Origin of the sequence: Enorma phocaeensis (assembly GCF_900186505.1) — a bacterium.
GTDB lineage: Bacteria > Actinomycetota > Coriobacteriia > Coriobacteriales > Coriobacteriaceae > Enorma > Enorma phocaeensis.
The window spans coordinates 245,774-264,993 of sequence record NZ_LT891969.1; the positions used below are offsets into that span (position 1 = coordinate 245,774).

A 19,220-nucleotide genomic window follows, 5' to 3' on the forward strand; every position below is an offset into this window, starting at 1 on the left:
CCTAGATCGCACGATACCGTGTGACGCGGAACTCGAGAGAAGGAGGACCCCATGAAGAAGCTCGAGCAGGCCCACAACATGTTCGCCCTCATCCCCCTGTGCGCGATCGCACTCACGATTGTGCTGCTCCTGAGCGGCTGCAACGTGTCCGACGCGGGCGCGGCCATCTCGACGGCGGAGCAGCAGCGCGACGACGCGGACGATCGCGGCGAGGCCGGAGCGGCGGCCACCGGTGCCGACAGCGCCTACGACGACGCCGACAGCGCCTATGAGGCGGGCGACAGCGTCTACGACGACGACGCCGACGGCGCCTGGGATGACGGCGACAGCGCCTACGATACCGATGACGGCAACAGCGGCTACGCCGATGCGAACAGTGGCTACGACGACGGAAACAGCGGCTACACCGCGGCGCCCGCCGCCTCGACCCCGGCGCCCGCCCCGACGCCCGCGCCCACCCCGGCCCCGACCTACAGCGGCGGTGACAGCGGCTACGACGCCGACAGCGGCTACGACGCCGACAGCGGCTACGACGACTAACGCGATCGACCGGAATTGTAAGGACGCGGTAAGGCTTTGCGGATAGGCACGCCGCTTACCGGATGCGGGGCGCATCGCTCACGGGCGGGCGCCCCGTCCTCGTAGAATCGGTGTGTTACGGCATATGCGCGCCCGCAGCCGGATCGCACGACGGATAGGAGCCGCCATGCGCGTCTTGGTCGTTGAAGACGAAGCCAACATCGTCGATTACCTTAAGGCGAGCCTCGAGGACGAGGGATTCGCCGTGGATGTCGCCTACGACGGCGACACCGGCCTCGAGATGGCCCTCACCGAGGCCTACGACGTCATCACCCTCGACATCATGCTCCCGGGCATGAACGGCTACAACGTATGCGGCGAGCTGCGCGCGGCGGGTATCGCGACCCCGGTGCTCATGCTCACCGCGAAGGATGGCGAGTACGACGAGGCCGATGCCCTCGACATCGGGGCCGATGACTTCCTGCGCAAGCCGTTCTCGCTCGTGGTGCTCGTGGCGCGCCTGCGCGCCCTGCTCAGGCGCGGCGCAAGCAAGGGCTCGGCCCGCCTGCAGGTGGCGGACCTCACGCTCGACCCGGCCTCCAAGGCGGTCGAGCGGGCCGGGCGGCGCATCGAGCTCACCCCACGGGAGTTCACGCTGCTCGAGTACCTCATGTACAACGCGGGTCAGGTGCTCACCAAAACGCAGATCCTGGACCACGTGTGGTCGCCCGGCTACCTTGGTGGCGAGAACGTGGTCGAGGTCTACGTGGGCTACCTGCGCAAGAAGATCGACCAGCCCTTCGACGGCAAGCTCATCGCCACGGTGCGCGGCGTGGGCTACCGCTTGGGCGCGGCGAGCTGAGCGAGCGCGACGCCTGGGTGCCATGTGCCCCGGGAGCTGTTTCGCGCGTCGCCGGTTGGGAGAAGGAGATGAAGATATTCCAGAGCATCAGGGGCAAGGTCATGGCCATCAGCGTGGCCGTGAGCGCTGCCGCCATGGTGGCCATCACGCTCGCGGTGACGCTGGCGACCGGCTGGGCGATCGGCGCCACGATTGAGAACAGCCTGGACCAGCGCCTGGATGAGATAGAGGAGCAGCTCGCCGCCGGTGAGATGCCGCAAGAGCTGCGGGGCACAGGGGCGGACCTCGTGCAGATCATCGATGATACGGGCGCGGTGGTGGCGTCGAGCGATTGGGCGACCGATGTCGGCCCCATCTCGGAGGGAGGCCTCGCGGCGGGGGAGGAGCGGCGCGAGGAGCGCGACCGCGTCCCGCTTCAGATTGAGGTTCAAGACGAGGCGAACGACTCCGAGGAGCCCGCGCCCGCGACCGGCGCGCCCGCGAGCCCTGCGGCGCCAGCGGCTTCCTCGGGCTATGACGATGCGCCCTCCTACGCGCCCGCGCCGAGCGCCCCTGCCGGCGGCGACTCGGGCTACGACGGCGGGTCGGGCTACGACGGCTCGATTCGCTCGCGCTTCGCCGCGACAGCCCGGGTCTTCGCCCGAAGCGGCCTTCTGGATGCCGACCTCGCCGACCTGCCTGTCACGGTCGAAGGCGTGAACCTCGACGCCTCGAGCGTCATGGGGACCGAGGGCCCGTTCGTCGTGGTGGAGCGCGGTGTGCAGACGCCCGACGGCGTGGTGACCGTCGCCGCCATGACATCGCTCGCCTTCGCGCGCGAGGCCATGGCCACGGTCGCGCTCATCTTGGCGGCCGTGATGCTCGTCGCCCTCATCGCCGTGGCCGGCCTCTCGTGGCTCATGGTGGCGCGCACGCTGGCCCCGGTGGAGCGCATGCGCCTCGAGGCCGAGGGCATCTCCATCAGCGACCTGGGCCGCCGCCTGCCCGTTCCCGAGCAGGATCGCGACCTGGGCGGGCTTGCCACCACGTTCAACGACATGCTCTCCCGGCTCGAGGCCGCCGTGGCCGAGCAGCGGCGCTTCGTCTCCGATGCGTCGCACGAGCTCAAGAGCCCGGTCGCCGCCATCCGCGTCATGCTCGAGACCATGCGCGACCACCCCGACGCCGTGGACGCCGATACGCTCTCGCGCGATCTGCTCTCCGAGAACGACCGGCTCGGCGGCATCGTGGGCAACCTGCTTTTGCTCGCCCGCCAGGACGAGGGCGTCTCCCGCCTCGACAAGCAGCAGCTCGACCTGTGCGACCTGCTCTTCGAGGAGGCGACCGCCCTCAAGGCGCGCACCTCGTGCGAGGTCGATGTGGCGGGCGTGGAGCCGGTCGTGTGCACGGCCGACCACGAGGCCATCTCGCATGCGGTGCGCAACGTCCTCGACAACGCGGCGCGCTACGCGAAGGGCAAGGTCGCGCTCGCGTGCCGCTTGGCCGAGGATGCGGGCAAGGAGTACGTGGAGATCGTCGTGAGCGACGACGGCCCGGGCATTGCGCTCAAGGACCGCGAGCGCGTGTTCGGCCGCTTCGTGCGCTTGGAGGAGGGCCGTTCGCGCAAGACCGGCAGCACCGGGCTTGGCCTCTCGGTGGTGCGCACCATCGCGCGGCAGCACGGCGGGGATGCGTTCTTCACCGAACCAGAGCTCGGCGGCGCCACCGTCGTCATCCGCATCGAAGCGTAGCGGGCGGGCGACTATCGTTTCGCCGGGGCGGTCATTTCAAGCCGGGGCGATTGTTCTCGCCCCACGCGCAAAGCCGATCGAGCACGTCCATGAGGGATGCGCCCCGCTCGATCAAGGAATACTCGACGCGCGGCGGGATCTGGGGGAACTCCCGGCGGCTGACAAGGCCGTCCGCCTCGAGCTCCTTGAGGCTGCGGGAAAGCGTGCGGTCCGATACGCCGCCCAGATAACGGCGCATTTCGTTGAAGCGGACGGGCTCGTACTCCATGAGGCAGTAGAGAATCGACATCTTATGCTCGCCCCGGATAAGCGAGAGCGTGTAGCTGTAGCCCGTATCCTCAAAGGAGGCTCCCTCGATCCCTTGCACCATATAATCCCTCTTTGCGGCCCTGCGGGGAGGGTCGCTCGATCTGAACGCAGATGAGCTGGGGCGCCTTGGGGTTGTACGAAGACGGACCTTGGGGAACCGGGCCGCCTCGCTCGGCTAGCGCTCCGCCTCCGCAGCGAGCTCGATCCGGCTCCGGTCTGCGAGTCTTGCGAAGTCCGGCCCGAGCCAGACGCCCAGCTCGCCTGGTCCCAGCACGAGGGGCATGCGGTTGTGCACCGGCGACACGCTGGCATTCGGCTCCGTCGTCACGATGGAGAAATGTCCATCCTCCTGCACCGCGGCAAGCAGGAAGGCGTGCGCGCCGAGCACGCGGAAGCGGTATTGTCGGCGGACGGGCTTGCCGGTGCGCTCGCTTGCCACGCGCTCGGTAGCATGGCTCTCGTAGAAGGCGCGCACCGGGACCGCGCAGCGCCCGGTCGCGATGGCGCCCGCCCACATGCCGCCGCCGCGATCCAGCTGCTCCAGGGCGGACTCGATGCGCGTGTTGAACACGGCGCCCGCTTTGCCCTCGAGCGGGAAGCCCCAGGCGAGCTGTACCACGACAAGGTCCCCCTCGCACGGCAGGTACACTGGCACAACGGACCCCGGATGCGCGTCGTGCGCGGGGTCGGGGCGCTCGATAAGGCTGATCGCGTGCGTGCCCTTCCGCCCGCGCGCATCGAGCGCGGCCTGGGCCTCCTCAACGGTGAGCGGGCACATTCTAACGCACATCTCGAGCTCCTCGTTACCGGCGATCATGGGTGCTTGCACCAGTGTATCCAACATGCGCCGCAAAAGGCGCCCGCACGCCGAGTGTCCGGGCAAGCCGAGCATTCGGACGATTCTCCTCCATAGCTCTGTTCCCGTCCGATGCCCGCCGTGGCATTCGCTATGCTACGGTGCGATACACAGCCACATGGATGATTTGCCCGTGCCGGTTGGTTCGACGGCATGATGATCGGAGGTGACCGGGATGGCTCGGGATCACAGCCTCACGCGAGCAAGCAGATTCCTCGCGCGCGCTTCGCCACAAGCCGGAAGCGGCGGGCATCCCGTTCAACATCGTGCTCAGCACATTCGTGTACTATCGCGTCGTGCAATCCATCGCAATGCATTATGGCTATGATGTCAAATCCGATCCCGACGAGATGATCATCGCTGGGCGGGTGCTGGTTTCGGCGTTCAATCCTGCGAACGCAGGCGCGAACGTCGGCGGTGCGGCTGAGGTGATCGGGAAGTTCATGGTGATGGCGGAGCTGGCTTCTATCCGGCAAGTGGCGAAACGCGGTTGGGCTGCCATGGTCGACCATGGCGGGGCTTGCCTATTGATCGCCCAGATTCGCGCGCTCGCGCATGCTTCCGCGAAAAAGGCTCTTGAGCGAGCTGGTCAGCGCGGACTCGAGAATAGCGTTCTCGGCAGCCTGTTCGAGCAGCTCGGAAAGGTATTGACCCAGAAGAGCCTTCAGCGCGCCGTGCCTGTTGTAGGCGGTGTGATCGGGGCGCTGTTCGATACCGGGCAGATGCAAAAGATCCTGGAATTCGCCGACCTCTTCTACCACAAACGCTTCCTTGTGGAGAAAGCGATGCGAATCGAGGAGCTCGTTAACGGTACCCATACGATTCTCGTCATTGATGAGGATGGGGGAATGACCTACTCGGTCGAATAGCCCTCGCACGGCGCTGACGGGCACGATAGCTAATCGATGCGCTTTAGCTGGCAGCTAATGAAATGATCTCTCCCTTTTCCGACAATGGTGAACCGTCCCGTGGTGGGATGGTTCAACTGCGAAAGGGAGGAACTCATGGCAGGTACGGATCAGGGCGCCCCGCGCTCGGCTGCATCAATCGTGGCATTGGTCCTCGGCATCATCGCGATTCTCATGTCGTGGATGCCTATCATCAACAACTTCGCGTTCATCTTCGGTGCGCTCGGCTTCATCTTCGGCGTCGTGGGGCTGGTGGGCGTGCTGCGTGGCAAGAAGACCGGAAAGGCGCTTGCCATCGTGGCGCTCGTCATCAATGTGCTTTCGATCGCGATTGTGCTGGGCACGCAGAGCATGTATAGCGCCGCTCTTGATGATGCGGTGAACGGGCCCTCCGCTACCGGCACCTCTCAGGCTGAGGGCGCTGGCGAGGACGAGGGCGGAACATCCGAGGAGGGTGCGGGCTATACCGACCTCGCCGTGGGCACCACCGTCGAGCTCGAGAACGGCCTTGCCGTGACGGTCGATTCGGTGGAGCCCGGCCTCACCAACTACGATGGAACCGCCGTGATCGGCGTGCATGTGACCTACGTGAACAACGGTGACGAGACGGCGGACTACAACCCCTACGATTGGAAGGGCGAGAACGCCGAGGGCGCCCAGGAGTATTCGACCTACTACTCCGAGGCCGCCGAGAACTTCAATGCGGGCACGCTCGCCGCCGGCGGCACCGTGTCCGGCACCATCTATTTCGAGGGCGATGCGGTCAAGGTGCTTTACTACGGTTCCATGATCTCCGATGAGCCCACGGCGAGCTGGATGCTCGCATAAGGGCGCTCGATGCCTAATCGGCTGGATAGCTTTCTGCATCCCCATAGCGAGGACCGGCAGCACGACCGGGTGCGCGAGACGCGTGCCCGGTCGCGTGTGCGTCGGCGCAGGTATTGGAGTACAGTGGGTAGCGGTTGGAACGATGGGGCGGAACGGAGGCGGGATATGCCCACCTGGCAGATGGCGCATGGCGGCGAGGGCGCTTCCGTCGATGAGCCGCTTACCGAGGAGTTGCTGCACGAGCTGCTCGAGGCCCCGAGCCCGGTGGCGTTCACCGAGGCGCACGGGATCGCCCATCGCGACTTGGCCGAGTACCTGAACCAGCTCCTCGATGAGAAGGGCTTGAAGCGTTCCGACGTGGTGCGCGCGGCTGGCCTCAACGAGACGTTCGGCTACCAGATCTTCAAGGGGCAGCGCAAGGCCTCGCGCGATAAGGTGCTCCAGCTCGCCTTCGCGCTCGGATGCAACCTTATCGAGACGAATCGTCTGCTCAAGGCGGCTGGAGTGAATGAGCTCTACTGCAAGGACCGCCGTGATGCGATCATCCTGTTCTGCATCGACCGCGGTTTGGGCCTGCAGCGTACCGATGAGGAGCTCTATCGCTTTGGCGAGGAGACGCTCGGCGCCTGACGGCCGGTTTCGTCCCCACTCTTTGATACGATACCCCTATGAAAACGCTTGATGACATACCGCCTGTTGAGTCCACGGCCGACGATGCCCAGGTCGATGGCGCATGGGCCGACGACGCTCGGGCAAGCGACGCCCCTGCCGATAAGGTTCAGGCTGGTAGCGCGCATCAGGACCTCGAGGCGTATCTCGGTGCGCTCGAGCGCGATGCCAACTATCACGTCGAGCGGCGGCTGGGCTCGGGCGAGGACGGGACGGTGACCGAGCTCGTACGCTTCATGGGCGCAAACGGTTCGGCATTCGGCCCGTTCGTGCGCAAGCGCATTCCTCTCGATGCGGGCGTGGGAACCATCTACGAAGACCTGTTCGGCGCGCAACGCGCGGGCCGACGGTTCCTGCACATCCCACGTATCGTCGAGTGCTATAAGACCTCGTTCGAGCTGGTCGTGGTGAGCGAGTACGTGCCCGGCGAGAGCTTGGCCGAGTTGGTTGGGCGCGACGGCCCGGGCGATGAGCTCGCTCGGCGCGTCATGCCCGCCCTTTGCGAGGCGGTGGTTGAGCTTCACGAATCCTTCGATCCGCCGATTATCCATCGCGACCTCAAACCCGGGAACATCATCGTGTCGGGCGAGGACGTGACGCTCATCGACTTCGGCATCGCGCGCCGTTTCCGAGCGGATGCCGGGACGGACACCGTTCGGTTCGGCACGCGCGCGTACGCACCGCCCGAGCAGTACGGCTTCGGCCAGACGAGCGTGCGCAGCGATGTCTACGCATTGGGCATAGTACTTGTATTCTGCTGTCTGGGGGTCACGCTTGCCGCGCCGGTGAAAGAGGAGGATCTCATCGCGCGTGGTGTCGATCCCACCCTCGCCCGCATCGCTGCGCGCGCCTGCGCCTTCGACCCCGCGTCGCGCTTCGCCACGGCTCGCGAGATGGGGGAGTCCCTGCGTGCGGCCGCGGCGTCGCTTGGCATGGCCGGCCAACAAGCTCTCGTGCAGGTCCCTGCCTCTCCCGGCTCTTCCGTTGCGGCCGCCGCCGGTTGCGCCCAAAGTGATGCGGCGGCCCGCGCGTTCGTGCGCATCCAGGCCCAGGGCATCCACAGCACGGCGCTGCCTACGCGCGCGAATCGCTTCGCCGTCTCGGTTCCCGCAACGAAGGCGAATCGTCCGGGCGCTCTCCGCTCCCTGTTGTCCCGCACGCCGTTTGCCGTGGGCATCGCATGGGATATCTTCATCGTGATCTGCGCCATCATAGCGATGCAAGCCGGAATCGAGTCCACCATGGGTCCTCAGACCGGGGCGCTGGCCGGTAAGCCGTTCTGGTATGTGGTCGCCATCAATTGGCTTCTCGTCGCGCCGATCGTGCTCGGGGGCCTCTATCTGGCTATGGACCGCCGCCCGCTCCACCGGCTCGTGCCGGCCTTAGCCGCGCGCACGCGCGCGGCCGATGCCCGGGTGCTGGGCTTCTACCTGATCTGCGCGTTCGTCGCGGTCTTAGCCGCAGCGCTCGTCGCGGGCATATAGCAGGCTCGTGGCCGCTGCGCACCCGCAAACGGGGGTACAATGGCGCGAAGGGGATCCGTTCGCAGCTGCGTTGATGGGGGGCGGGTATGTTTTGTCCTAAGTGCGGTGAAGTACTCGAAGACGGTGCGAGGTTTTGCGGGAAGTGCGGGGCGGAGATTCCTCAGTCCCAGCAATCTGCAGGAGGGGCATCCCTAAAGCCCGTTGCGACTCCGGTCGCCCCTGCGCCGCGCACCATCGGCAAGCTGCCGATAATCGTGGGCGGCCTCGCGATCGTCGCCGCCGCGGTGGCCGCGCTCGCGCTCTTCGTGGTGCCCGCGATCTTCGGCGGGGGCGGCAACGAGATCCAAGAGCGAGTCAACGCCGCGGCGCTCTCGTATGGCGGCGCCGCGACGGCGAACGGAAGCGATTACATCTACAGCGCCGAGCATCGTGCCATCGTGCGCATTCAGCCTGGCTCTGAAGAGGTCGAGGAGGTGCTCTCCGTCCCTGACGAGGCCGGTGCGACCTACGATGCCCCCGCATTCTATGTGACCTATATTGCCGCAGATGGAGGCCTCGTCTACTACATCTCGCAGGACTACGATGATGACCAGGGTTCCTCGATATACGAGCTTCGTTGCGTTTCGACTACGGGCGAGGAGGATCGGTTGCTGCTCGATTTGAGCGAGGGCGATGGGAACGGGTTCTACTCGACGGTTATGGGCCTATATGCCTTTGATGGAAAGGCGTACCTCGTCGTGCGCGACGGCAACTACAATGCCGACGACGACGTGACGAGCGTGGTAGAGGTTGATCCATCAAGCGATGGAGATCCGCGCACCCTCTGGTCGGCTGAGAGCGACGAGGACGTGTTCTACAGCAACGTCATCGTGACGACCGATCGGCTCTACTACCTCAAGACCGAATACCGCGACTATGGCGATTCCAACCTTGAATTGTATGCAGCCGATCTCGACGGGAGCGATGCCGAATGCATCTACGATCCTGCTGATGGCGCCGCTGTTTCGTTCGCGCTTTCGGGGAACCAGCTGGTGGTCTGGTGCTCGGAGAGCGGTCGCGACAAGCAGGAGATTCTGCTCGTCGATTCCGACACCGGCGATGAGCAAGTGCTCTATGAGAACTCCTATAACGAGTGGGTTCGCCTGCTCGCTGTTTCGGATGATGCAGTGTACCTCGAGAGCACGGCGTCAAACGTCTACGATATCGTCGAATGGGATTTGAAGCGCGTCCCGCTCGATGGGGGAGAGGCATCTGTCATCGCGGACGATCTCGATTACTACAATCCCACGGCATTCGTTTCAAACGGCAGGCTCGTAGTGCTGGAGAACGGTCAAAATATCGCTAGCGGCGGTATGCGCGCGGCGGCTTACGACCTCGAGAACGGCGAGGTCATCGAGCGGTATATCCGCTAACGTTTCCAGCGAGGCTGGAAGCCGATTCGCACCGACGGCGTCGGTTTCAAGGCCTCATTGCGGAGCTAACCACCGCCAAGGCTATCGAACTCGGGTAAACCCGGGAGTTTCGAATGTCTTGGCGGTGGTTGAAGTGCGATTCGGAGGTACACCTCGCGGATCTTGCCGCCGCCATGTCGAATAAGATATCCGGCAGACCTCGGATACCGGCATCGTTTCTGGGGTCGATGGTTCCGAGCGCCCGTTCGTTTTCGTACCGGTACTTCCTGCCGTTGAGCTTGCGTGCATCGCTTTCCCGTGAACCTTACGATGCTCGCTCTTGCGTCATCGATGCACATAATGCTGTCGTGGTTCATCTTCAAGCTGTGCGGGAGCATGCGCTCCTTCACTGCTTAACCAGTCTTTGGACCATCCTGCTTAGTCGTTTCAACATGGTTTAGCTGGGAGGGCGTGCCAAAGCGGATGCGCATCTGCCCCAGGTGGCTACTTGGGCCGTTAAAAGCTCTGAATCCGTTTATCAATGATCGCCTGCGGATAAACGGGGCGGGGGATCGGGGCAGTGGATTGGTTTGTTCTGCACGCCCTTACCTGAAGCCATCCGAGGGCCTGATAAAGAAAGAGGTCGCTCGGACGTTCACCGAGCGACCTATAACAATTCGATTGGGACATTTTAGGGTACAGGCAGAATAAGCAATCCTTCTACCTGCGGAAACGTAAAAATGTCTAGATCAGGTTCATCTGTGCGCCGACCTTGTTGTACCAATCCTGCCATGTGGGCGGGCAGTAGCGCTTGGCGGCAGCGATGGTCAGCGTTGTGCCGTACATGTTGCGCAGGTAGCGAACGTGGGCGGTGATGCCCTCATCCCAGCTGCTGAACGTGCGGAAGCCGCCGCCAGAAGCCGTCCAGCCCCAGGCGTTGTTGCTGTTGCCGTAGGGCACATAGAGGCCCTTGGTGCTCTCGATGCACGCGATGGCGGGGGACCAGCGCGGGTCCACGCCGTAATCCCATGCAGCGGCGGCGAAGGTGGCACCGTGGCCAGCGAGCGGTGAACCAGCGAGGTAGGCATCGATGCGTGCGGTCCACTCGGCGATGAACTCCTCGCGGCTCATGTTCCAATCCACGGCCCCACCGGACACGATGGTCGAGGGCGTCTCGCCGGGTTGGTTGGCGGTGTTGTAGGGGTTATCGGTATCAGCGCCGGCGCCGTCGGTCGCCTCCGCAGGGGCGGTGTCCTGCGCTGCTTGGGCAGCTGCAAGCTCGGCTGCGGCTTCCGCCTCTGCCTGGGCTTGCGCGTCGGCTCGGAGCTGCTGCGCCTCGGCGAGGGCGTCAGCAGCTGCTTGCTCCTGCTCCTCGAGCTGGCGCTTCTGCTCATCGAGCTCGGTCTGGGTTTGCTCGAGCTCGGACTGCAGGGCGTTGAGCTCCTCGATGGCTTCGACGTTGGAAGCCTGGATCTCGTCCATGTAGACGCAGGTCGTGATGAAGTCGCTCATGCTCTCGGAGTTGAGGACCATGGTCACGAGCTGGTTGGACCCAGTCTGGTACTTGTACATCTCGCGCATGGCCTCGCTGGCGGCCTCCTGCTGAGCGGGAATCTGGGCCTCGAGCTCGGCGATGGCGGCGGTGTTCTCGTCGATCTGGGTTTGGAGCTCCTCGAGCTGGGCTACGGCCTCATCATATGCCGCAGTGGAGTCCTCGACCGCTTGGGCTGCTGCATCAAGCTGCTGCTGCGTCTCTGCGGAGACGGCATACGCGGAGAGGGGGGCTACCAATGGGGTTCCGGCGAACGCGACCGCCAATGCTGCGCACGTGAGGGCGCGGGCTGGTTTGGAGGCGATCACCTGGATAATGGAACGCTTTGTGTCACGCATAGATGTCCTCGACATTCTGCTTGCCTTAAACGCAGTGACGATTATAGTATGCGTTTTGAAAACAATAACACCCCATGCAAAGTTTAAGGCTCAAGTTGAAGGTTTAGGATGGGGTGCAACCTGCGGGTTTATTGAGTCGTTAAGAAACGATGGAGTTTCAAGTTCACCTTTAAGGTTAAGGATTGCTAGGGGACTTCCTACCGTTTCGCGCTGCAAGCCGCCAAATTCTCCTGGTGGGAACGGAGTGCTGCTCCCTGTGCTAGCATGGGTTCCGTTAGTTTCATTGGCCTCGATGCAGGTGCGGAGACGCACGGGCGCCAAGGCGCCCAGGGGAATGGGGTGCAAGTCCCCAGCTATACCAGTAACCGTGAATCGCGGTGCCGTGGGGTCGCGTCGCAGATCGGACGACGCGCACGGCTCGATTGCGATAAGCCGGATCGCCTCGCATCGGTCGCGCTGCTGCGCGTCATGGCCCTGGGGGAAAGGGGTCCGGCATGGTCGGACGCGATTGCGGGCGAGCGGGGTGCCTTGGAGGCGCTATCTCGCGCCGGCGCAGAACTGATACCAAAACAAAACAGATGCTTGGGCGCATTGCGCGGAAGGCCCTTAGCATGGGGTTGGTTGTCCTCCTGCTCTGGGGACAAGCTCCGGTCGAACTTTGGGCCATGGGGGTCGAAGGCGTGGCGAATGCAGCTGCGACATTGGAGGATATGTCGAGCGGTATCTCAAGTCCCGATCCCGAGGCAAGCGATCTAGGTGCAGCGACGGTCGACCAGGGTGCAGGGGTAGATGGCCAGGACGCCGCGTCCGTGGAAGCCGGAACGACGGAGGGGCTCGGCTCAGGTTCGAATCCCCTTGGCGACGGCTCTTCTTCAAACGGGGGCGCAGATGCCGGGTCCGGCATCGGGGACGCTCTCGGCTCCATGGGTCAAGCTCAAGATGCGGTAGACGCGCGAGATGTCGCCGGTTCTACCCAAGATGCTTCCAACGAGAGCGCTGCTGGCCCTCAGGACGCTGGCGTTGAGCTTGCCGGAGTCGCACTCGAGGACCCCGAGTCTCTCCAGATGCCCGTGAGCCTCACCGCGCGCGCGTACACAGGATCGTCGTGGTCGCCGGTTTATCAGGACGAGGGCGTGACCTACACCTGGAAATACTCCATGGAGGATCCGACGAGCTACGGCTTCGACGAGGACAGCTGGGTTGTCATCGAGGGCGAGACGGGTCCTGAGCTCGTAGTCGACGATCCGCGTTACGCGGGCGCCTACTTCTCGGTCGAGGCCCAAGCGGGTGCCAATGTCGTCGAGCTTTCTCGGTACAGCGCTCAAGGGCCGGTGAGGCTAGCCGGGCAGGTTGACATCTACTCCGCCTTCCTTGCGGCTTCAGCAGACGCTTCGAGTGGAACGTATGTATATACCGCAGATCAAACGGTATATGCGAAGGCCAAGGAGCGCGGAAGCTCTACCACGATCGCCTCGGAGAGCCTCACCTACCAATGGCAGGTGAGCCAGACGAGTCGCAACGATGGCTTCGAGGACATATCGAGCGGCACGGACGAATACCTCGTTCTTGCTCCATACGAGGGGTGCTACGTGCGGTGCGTCATCACCGCCAAGGTGGGGGCGAGCACGTATACCACGACTGCCACCATGAAGGTCGCCGCCCAGGGCTCGGTCAATGTGACCTCCGTGAGCCTCGATCACGCCGGCAGGATGAATGTCGGCGATACGATTACCGCCACCGCACGCGCGGGCTCGGAGGATGTCACGGATAGCGAGCGCGTCGTCTGGTCGTGGTACTACGGCAGCAGCGCCGCTTCGACCGATACGCCGATTCCCGGTGCGACCGGTAACGAGCTTGTTGTTGATGGAAGTCTTCTGGGCTGCTATATCGAGGCGCGCGCCGATGGTGGATTTGGCGAGGAGGATTCATCTGCGGCGGGGCCCGTGGTCGAGCCGGGATCGGTTGAGCTCTACCAGGTTACCGTGACAGGCGAGGCGCGCGTTGGGTCTACCGTGCGCGCGACGGCGTACAAAGGGAACTCCTATACCGAGGTGTCCTCCTCGGATCGGGTGCGTTATCAGTGGCAATGGGCTGCTACGAACACGACGAGCGATGACGCGTACCAGGACATTCCGGGGGCTACGTCGGAGACGTACGTCGTCGATTCCTCGATGGAGGGCAGGTACCTAAGGGTGCGCGCGACGAGCGCCAACTCCGCCGTGAGCACCATCAAGCGGGGATATTACGGCGACACGCGGGTCGATCCCCTCGGCCCGGTTATGGGCGAGGGCAAGTACGAGCTTACCGGTGTCGAGCTGTCGTCGACCGGCCAGGCGTTCCAAGTGGGCGAAACGGTGGCTCCGACCGCCTTGGTCGCGAGCGGCTCCTACGGTGACGACCCGGCTCCCGTGGACGCGAACCTCACGTTCGCGTGGTATGCTGCGTCATCGATCGATGGCACCTATGAACGGCTGACCAGCGGCTATGTGCCCGGTGACGGAACGTTGCGCGTTACCGAGGAGCTCGAGGGCAGCTACGTCTACGTTGAGGTGACGGCGGGCGTCAACACGGTTCGCAGCGCGACGAGTCGCGTCATGGAAGCCGGGACATACGACCTGCTGCGCGTGACGACCTCGCCGCAGATTCAGGGCGCTGCGGTGCGGTTGTTCACGGGAGATGTTGTCGATGCGACCGTTTGGGCGCGCCGCCTGGACGGGTCCACCACGAACGGCGACAACGTCACCGATGGCGTGAGCATCATCTGGTACGTGGGTGAGAGCGCCTCGGGGCCGTTTGCCCCCATCGTGGGCACCGAGGGTTCCGCGCTCACCATCCCCTCAGAGGCAGCGGGCAAGTATCTCAAGGCTATCGCATCAAGCGGCGGCACGAGCGTCGAGGTGGTCTCGGCCTCCCCGGTCATCGACGCCGACTCGCTCGAGGGCATCGCAGCCAAGCTTTCCGACGCGGGCTGGCGCCTGGAGCCTGTATACGGAGAAGATACAAATGCGAACGCCCTTCTCGAGGAGGAGCTGCGCGCCATGGGCGTCACCGATGTCGAGGTGAGCGTCTCGGCGGTTAGGGTTTCCAGCCCCAGCGACTCGGCAAGCCTGGGCATCTCGACGACGAATGATGCGACGAACGGCGACATCACCTACTTCTTCATGGACCCCGATGATCTGACGGGTTGGGCGGGCTTCTCCACGTATCGCAGCATCACACCTACGTTCACACTCTCTCGCGATGGCGAGAGTGTGGCGTTCACGCCTGAACGTGCCACGGTTATGCCGTGGGACGAGGCTCGCGTTCGCAGCATGCTGGAGGATGACGTCGCCACGTCGCTCGCCATCGGCTATGCGCAGGGGGATTGCGCAGATGCCGTCATGCAGGACGTCACGCTGCCGTATAAGCTTGCGGGAAAGAGCTGGTCTACGGTGACCTGGTCGTCCTCGGATGAGGGGTCTGTCGAGGTCACCGGATACAGCTGGGATGACTATACCGGCGAGGTCACGCGTCGTTACGCGGATGCCGAGGTGACGCTTACGGCGCGCGTGGGCGTCTCCGCTTCGGGCGGGCCTGAGGCCGTCACGGTCGAGGTTCCGTATCGCGTCATCGTGAAAGCGGATCCAGATGCGGTGGATCAGGCCAGCACCGAGCTGCAGGCTTCCGTCGATCGGGCGTTCTCCGCCGGGACGCTTGCCTACATCGACGGTGGCGCAGTGGATCCCGCGGCGGTTACGGGCGACCTGCAGTTGCCGCGTCCGAGCGCATTCGGCATCGACGGGGCTCGTTACACCGTTGCGTACAGTGCCGATTCCGATGCGGTCGCCGTGAACGGGTACCGCGGCAACGTCTTCAGGCCGCTCCCCGGAGCAGATGAGGCGCCCGTGGCGCTTACGGTGACGGTTGCAAGCAAGGACAATCCTGAGATCGTTGCCACGAGCACGCTGGATCTGACGGTCGCGCCCCTCGATGAAGCCGAGATCCAAGATGAGCTCAACCTGATGGCGGCGGCCAAGGATGGGTATGCGCAGGCACTCCTGCAAGGGCAGGCTCCGCAAGCAGTTACCGGAAACCTCTCGACGTTTCAGAAGGCGTACCGCGACTCAGAGGGGCGGCTTTGCTGGGCACGTGATGCCGCTACGGCGAATTCCGTGGGATCGGGCATCGTCGCGGACGACCTCGAGCCCGATGACGATATGGGCGTCGTTGCCGGCCACTGGTTCAAATCGAGCGATTCCTCGGTGGTCGCTCACGATACGCTCAACGTCGTCCGGCCCGCCCATGATGTTGAAGTAGCCATCACGAGCGCGCTTTCCAGCGAGCGCTACGCCCGCTATGCCGAGCGCTATGCAGATGACGCGACATGGGGTCCTGTATTCGCTGGCCTTGCCAACCAGACGGTCACGGCTACCGTGACCGTTTTAGGGACCGAGGAGTCCTCCGAGCCGGGCATCGCGGTCTCCGCCCAAGTGGTGGGCGTCGATGCTTTTGGATCAGACGAGGTATGGGCTGCTCCTAGCTCCATCGAGGTGGAGCAAGGCACCACAGCGGCGGAGCTTACCGAGAGCATCCTTTCCGATGCCGGCCTCGAAGCGGATACGGGGACGGGCGCATACGGATGGTATCTGAACAGCATCACCGCTCCCGATGGCCGCGTGCTGTCCTACGATGACGCTACGGGGAGGTACTGGCAGCTTTTCGTGAACGGTGCAGCGTCCGAAGTTGGCGCGGAAAGCGTCGTGCTTCAGGCTGGCAATGAGGTCGTATGGTACTACTCGGCGTACGGCTCCTCGCTTGACGATATCGGAACGGCGAAGGTGACCTCGACGGTCCAGGTCATAGGACCCGATGCCGATGGCGCGGACGCGGCTTGGGTGGGCCTTACCGAGATCTCCCTGCCAGTGGGGTCTACCGTTGCGGACCTTACGGAGCGCCTGCTCGATGCGCAAGGTCTCGCGCACGTTTCCTCCGGAGTTGGAACATCGGGCTACTACCTCTCATCGATGACCTCGCCCTATAACGGCGTCGAGCTCGGATGGGATGAGCAGACGGGGAGGTACTGGCAGCTCTTCGTCTATGGGGAGCCCGCGCAAGCCGGCGCCGGGCAAATCGAGCTCGAGCCGGGCTGCCGCGTCGCATGGTACTACTCCAGCTCCGGCACCGAGCTGCCCGAGAACGACATCCAGGTTGATCCGGATGCTTGGGACGGGCGTCCGAGCGGTTGGGAGGCGGAATGGGAAGGGTTCGCCCCGGGGGCTGTCGAGAACAGCGGAACACCCTCGGAAGGGGGAGAGCTCGCTTGGAGCGTCGACGTGGGTAGCGACATCGCCGCGTCAGTGTACGCAGCCGATCCGGTCATCGCAAACGGGCGGCTGTACGTCGCGGTCGGGGACGAGCTCTGTGTCTACGATGCGGCAACGGGTGCCCGCCTGGGAAGCGCTCTGCTTGCAACCTCGATCGACTCGGCAGCGCGCGTGGTATACAGCGATGGGCTCGTCGTCATTCCTCTCCACGACGGGCGCCTTCAGGTGATGAGAGCCGATACGCTTGTTACGGTCACCCTCACCGATGCTCTTGCAGAGGGGCAGCAAACGCTTTCCTCGCTCACCGTATTTGGGGGGTACGCCTATTTCGGCACCACGTCTACATCGGGCGAAACGGGAGCATTCTTCTGCGTTAATCTGCGCACGGGCGCGGTGAGGTGGTCGAGTGCGGGCGCCGGCGATGCGGGCTACTATTGGACGGGCGGCGAGCTCTCGAGCGACTACCTGGTAACCGTCGACGCTAACGGTGCTGTGCGCTCGATCGATCCGGCGACGGGCGATGTCCTCTTCGAGCTCGCGCTCGATACGCCGGTTCGCTCCAAGCCGGTTTCCGATCCTGATGATTCGTCGACAATCTACGTGGTCTCGCGCGATGGCGCTCTGCATAAGATTGCGCTTGGGGAGGGCGGATCGATGGCGGAGGTGGGAAGCGTCTCGTTCGCAGCATATTCCACCTCGACGCCAACCATAGCGAATGGCTATGCATACGTGGGCGGTTCGACTGCGCAATACGCCGGTGTGCTTGCGGTGGTCGACCTCGCGAGCATGCAGGTTGCGCACAGCGTCACCACGTATGGCGATGGCGACGCCCTGCCGGGTGAGGTCAAAGCTACCCCAACGGTCTCTCTGCGCGACGGCTCGGCATATGTCTACTTCACCTGCAACGCTGCCAATGGTGCCGCCTATCTCTATCGTGTCGGCGATGGGCGGGCGCGCTTGCTCCATCTGCCCTCGAGCGGCGAGGCAGGCTGCTGCACGGCTAACGTGGTCGTAGGGTCCGATGGCGCTGTGTACTACCTCAACGATTCCGGTTACCTGTTCAAGCTCTTGCCGGGATCTGCCGTTGTCGAGCCAGGGGATGGTAGCTCTGGGGAGCCCTCAAGCGAAGGCGGCGCATCGGCAACCCTGCCCTCGCTGCGATCGTCGCTGCGCATCACGCTTACGGGAAATGCTGCCGATGCTGACGGTGCGGACGAGGGGTCCCTTCTAGACGGATTTCACTCCGACGAGCCTTCCGGATCGCTGCCCACGGGAGGGGTCGTGAGGGCCGCCGGGGTCCAGGATGGTTCCGGCATTCCGCTTTGGCCGTTCGTGGGCATGGGGCTCGGCGCCCTCATCCTTGCTGTCGCATGGATGCGGGGTCGTCGAGGTGATGAGAGGGAAGATCATGAGCGATAACCGATTCCACATTGCCCCCGCGCGTCTTATCGTGGCCGTCGCGGCTGCTGCGTTGATAGCGGTCTGTGCATGGTGCGCTGGGATATACGCCACAGGCGGGGACCCCCTTGCGTTTCTCTCCTCGGAGCTGTTCAACACGGTTGCTGACGATCAGGGGTCTGCGTACGATGCGGACTCCGCGCCTGAGTCTTGGGAGCCTTCGGTCGAAGATATCGAGGCGGCGCTACGCGATCTCGAATTCGGCGGGGGCGATGTTTCGGTAGACGATGATGAGGAGCCTGCGGTAGTAGTCTCGGGTGATGGCGTCTGGGTGGAAACCAAGCTCTCAGGCGACCTCTCCGAAGCTGCCGAGATCTCTGCTTGTCGAACCGCCGCCTTGGCAGGATGGCTTGCGGATAGAGGTGCTGAGGAGTATCGCGTCACATGGATTGCCGAGGATTCCGCTGGGTCCGTTCTCGCGGCCCTGTGCTTGGATGCCTCTGCAGCCTCCACCGATGGTACCTTGCCAGAGCTCCTTGCTGCGTGCAGTGCCTATAGGCTTTCAGATGCGTGCTACGAGGCCGTCTCTGGATTGGGTGTAGACCAGTCCTCCGGTGAGGCGCCGATACTGCCCGATGGGTCGGAGATACCCTTCAGGGAGGCGTCTTCAGCAGGCGGGTCTTCAGCTTCCAGCGTTTTGACTGAGCAGGGAAGCGATGCGGGCCAAGACGCATCGGACGGACTCATCACGGTCAGTGTTACCATCGACGGCTCGTCGGTCGGGGCGGGCAGTTCTTCTGCCAGCGTTTCGCTTGCGGCTGGTGCTACGGTGTACGAAGCGCTGCTGGCAACGGGTGTCAGCGTTAACGCGCAATCGACCGCGTACGGCATCTACGTCTCGGCCATCGCAGGTCTCGCCGAGAAGGAGCATGGCGACATGAGCGGATGGGTATTCACGGTGAACGGAAGCACCATCAACAAGAGCGCGAGCGACTATTCGCTTTCGGATGGCGACCAAGTTCGGTGGTCCTACGTGGTTTCGTAGCGAGAGCGGCAAGATGGCGATAGGGCGG

General features: G+C 63.9%; 13 protein-coding genes. 10 read left to right on the forward strand and 3 right to left on the reverse strand.

Annotated elements, in window-relative coordinates; all coding sequences use genetic code 11:
- Nucleotides 1-51: 51 nt before the first annotated feature.
- The 3 genes from C1717_RS04090 (at nucleotide 52) to C1717_RS04100 (ending at nucleotide 3,111) form a co-directional block, all read left to right on the forward strand.
- Complete coding sequence (locus C1717_RS04090) at nucleotides 52-540, forward strand: hypothetical protein (protein WP_102371962.1); 489 nt, start codon at nucleotides 52-54, stop codon at nucleotides 538-540.
- A gap of 166 nt (nucleotides 541-706) precedes the next feature.
- Complete coding sequence (locus C1717_RS04095; protein ID WP_102371963.1) at nucleotides 707-1,381, forward strand: response regulator transcription factor; 675 nt, start codon at nucleotides 707-709, stop codon at nucleotides 1,379-1,381.
- 68 nt (nucleotides 1,382-1,449) lie between these two features.
- Nucleotides 1,450-3,111, forward strand: coding sequence for a sensor histidine kinase (locus tag C1717_RS04100; RefSeq protein WP_102371964.1), 1,662 nt, complete (start codon nucleotides 1,450-1,452; stop codon nucleotides 3,109-3,111).
- Between the two features lie 31 nt (nucleotides 3,112-3,142).
- On the opposite strand, the gene C1717_RS04105 is transcribed toward C1717_RS04100, so the two are convergent.
- Both C1717_RS04105 and C1717_RS04110 read right to left on the reverse strand, forming a co-directional pair.
- Nucleotides 3,143-3,481: a winged helix-turn-helix transcriptional regulator gene (locus C1717_RS04105; protein ID WP_102371965.1), complete on the reverse strand. Its 339-nt coding sequence runs from the start codon at nucleotides 3,479-3,481 to the stop codon at nucleotides 3,143-3,145.
- A gap of 114 nt (nucleotides 3,482-3,595) precedes the next feature.
- The gene (locus C1717_RS04110; protein WP_102372302.1) at nucleotides 3,596-4,210 is read right to left on the reverse strand and encodes an SOS response-associated peptidase family protein; all 615 of its coding nucleotides are present in this window, start codon (nucleotides 4,208-4,210) and stop codon (nucleotides 3,596-3,598) included.
- Nucleotides 4,211-4,557: 347 nt separating this feature from the next.
- On the opposite strand from C1717_RS04110, the gene C1717_RS04115 reads away from it, so the two are divergent.
- The 5 genes from C1717_RS04115 (at nucleotide 4,558) to C1717_RS04135 (ending at nucleotide 9,577) form a co-directional block, all read left to right on the forward strand.
- On the forward strand, nucleotides 4,558-5,145 hold the full coding sequence (locus C1717_RS04115) for an EcsC family protein (RefSeq protein ID WP_219722275.1): 588 nt from the start codon (nucleotides 4,558-4,560) through the stop codon (nucleotides 5,143-5,145).
- 135 nt (nucleotides 5,146-5,280) lie between these two features.
- Nucleotides 5,281-6,012 (forward strand): DUF4352 domain-containing protein, encoded by a 732-nt coding sequence (locus C1717_RS04120; RefSeq protein ID WP_102371967.1) that lies wholly within the window; start codon nucleotides 5,281-5,283, stop codon nucleotides 6,010-6,012.
- Nucleotides 6,013-6,177: 165 nt separating this feature from the next.
- Nucleotides 6,178-6,642, forward strand: coding sequence for a helix-turn-helix domain-containing protein (locus C1717_RS04125; RefSeq protein WP_245859429.1), 465 nt, complete (start codon nucleotides 6,178-6,180; stop codon nucleotides 6,640-6,642).
- Nucleotides 6,643-6,680: 38 nt separating this feature from the next.
- The gene (locus C1717_RS04130) at nucleotides 6,681-8,165 is read left to right on the forward strand and encodes a serine/threonine-protein kinase (protein WP_102371968.1); all 1,485 of its coding nucleotides are present in this window, start codon (nucleotides 6,681-6,683) and stop codon (nucleotides 8,163-8,165) included.
- Nucleotides 8,166-8,251: 86 nt separating this feature from the next.
- Entirely contained in the window at nucleotides 8,252-9,577 is a 1,326-nt protein-coding gene (locus C1717_RS04135) for a zinc ribbon domain-containing protein (protein ID WP_102371969.1), read from the forward strand.
- A 723-nt stretch (nucleotides 9,578-10,300) separates the two neighbouring features.
- Here C1717_RS04135 and C1717_RS04140 read toward each other — a convergent pair.
- The gene (locus C1717_RS04140) at nucleotides 10,301-11,446 is read right to left on the reverse strand and encodes a coiled-coil domain-containing protein (RefSeq protein WP_245859431.1); all 1,146 of its coding nucleotides are present in this window, start codon (nucleotides 11,444-11,446) and stop codon (nucleotides 10,301-10,303) included.
- A gap of 611 nt (nucleotides 11,447-12,057) precedes the next feature.
- Between C1717_RS04140 and C1717_RS04145 the strand changes: the two genes are divergently transcribed.
- Together C1717_RS04145 and C1717_RS04150 are read left to right on the forward strand one after the other, a co-directional pair.
- Nucleotides 12,058-18,168 (forward strand): DUF4430 domain-containing protein, encoded by a 6,111-nt coding sequence (locus C1717_RS04145; RefSeq protein WP_180965834.1) that lies wholly within the window; start codon nucleotides 12,058-12,060, stop codon nucleotides 18,166-18,168.
- Complete coding sequence (locus C1717_RS04150) at nucleotides 18,158-19,192, forward strand: DUF4430 domain-containing protein (RefSeq protein ID WP_180965835.1); 1,035 nt, start codon at nucleotides 18,158-18,160, stop codon at nucleotides 19,190-19,192. Before C1717_RS04145 ends, C1717_RS04150 begins: the two co-directional genes overlap by 11 nt.
- Nucleotides 19,193-19,220: the final 28 nt, after the last annotated feature.

Coding starts and splice junctions, on each gene's coding strand:
- C1717_RS04100 (WP_102371964.1), top strand. CDS start 1,450: ATGAAGATATTCCAGAGCATCAGGGGCAAGGTCATGGCCATCAGCGTG.
- C1717_RS04090 (WP_102371962.1), top strand. CDS start 52: ATGAAGAAGCTCGAGCAGGCCCACAACATGTTCGCCCTCATCCCCCTG.
- C1717_RS04110 (WP_102372302.1), bottom strand. CDS start 4,210: ATGTGCGTTAGAATGTGCCCGCTCACCGTTGAGGAGGCCCAGGCCGCG.
- C1717_RS04140 (WP_245859431.1), bottom strand. CDS start 11,446: ATGCGTGACACAAAGCGTTCCATTATCCAGGTGATCGCCTCCAAACCA.
- C1717_RS04095 (WP_102371963.1), top strand. CDS start 707: ATGCGCGTCTTGGTCGTTGAAGACGAAGCCAACATCGTCGATTACCTT.
- C1717_RS04135 (WP_102371969.1), top strand. CDS start 8,252: ATGTTTTGTCCTAAGTGCGGTGAAGTACTCGAAGACGGTGCGAGGTTT.
- C1717_RS04105 (WP_102371965.1), bottom strand. CDS start 3,481: ATGGTGCAAGGGATCGAGGGAGCCTCCTTTGAGGATACGGGCTACAGC.
- C1717_RS04130 (WP_102371968.1), top strand. CDS start 6,681: ATGAAAACGCTTGATGACATACCGCCTGTTGAGTCCACGGCCGACGAT.
- C1717_RS04150 (WP_180965835.1), top strand. CDS start 18,158: ATGAGCGATAACCGATTCCACATTGCCCCCGCGCGTCTTATCGTGGCC.
- C1717_RS04145 (WP_180965834.1), top strand. CDS start 12,058: ATGGGGTTGGTTGTCCTCCTGCTCTGGGGACAAGCTCCGGTCGAACTT.
- C1717_RS04120 (WP_102371967.1), top strand. CDS start 5,281: ATGGCAGGTACGGATCAGGGCGCCCCGCGCTCGGCTGCATCAATCGTG.
- C1717_RS04125 (WP_245859429.1), top strand. CDS start 6,178: ATGCCCACCTGGCAGATGGCGCATGGCGGCGAGGGCGCTTCCGTCGAT.